The organism is Puniceibacterium confluentis (assembly GCF_007923445.1).
Taxonomy (GTDB): domain Bacteria; phylum Pseudomonadota; class Alphaproteobacteria; order Rhodobacterales; family Rhodobacteraceae; genus Puniceibacterium; species Puniceibacterium confluentis.
Map to the genome: position 1 here is coordinate 1 of NZ_VOJI01000135.1, position 523 is coordinate 523.

At 47.2% G+C, this 523-nt stretch carries 1 protein-coding gene; it reads right to left on the bottom strand.

Going from position 1 to position 523, the window contains the following annotated elements:
• The coding region (locus FOY53_RS24325) for a Rho termination factor N-terminal domain-containing protein (RefSeq protein ID WP_186766747.1) at positions 1-523 on the bottom strand (523 nt) is incomplete at both ends.

Below are 523 nucleotides of genomic sequence, written 5' to 3' on the forward strand. Positions count from 1 at the left end.
AAGCGTCTTCCCAGCTTTGGGAGGTGCCACAATAAGTCCGCGCTGTCCAAGTCCGACAGGGGCCAGTACATCCATAATTCTCGTAGACAAATGGTTGGGGGAAGTTTCAAGGACTAATTTGGTTTGCGGATACAGTGGAGTCAGTGCAGGAAAATGTAGCCGCTCAGCAGCTTGCTCAGGACTTCTTCCATTGACGGCGTTAACTTGAAGCAATCCAAAATACCGTTCATTTTCTTTTGGCGTTCGGCACTTACCGGAAACAAGATCGCCTGTTCTCAAGTCAAACTTGCGGATTTGTGAAGCAGAGATGTAAATATCTTCGGTACTCGGGAGATAATTGATCGGCCTCAGAAAGCCGTAACCTTCAGGAAGTATTTCCAGAACACCCTGCATAAACATTAATCCACTCTTCTCAGCTTGTGCGCGCAGGATGGCGAAAATTAATTCTTTCTTCTTGAGCGTTCCGTAGTACGGGATCTGGTATTGCTTGGCCAGCTTGTACAGGTCGGTCAGCTTCATTTCT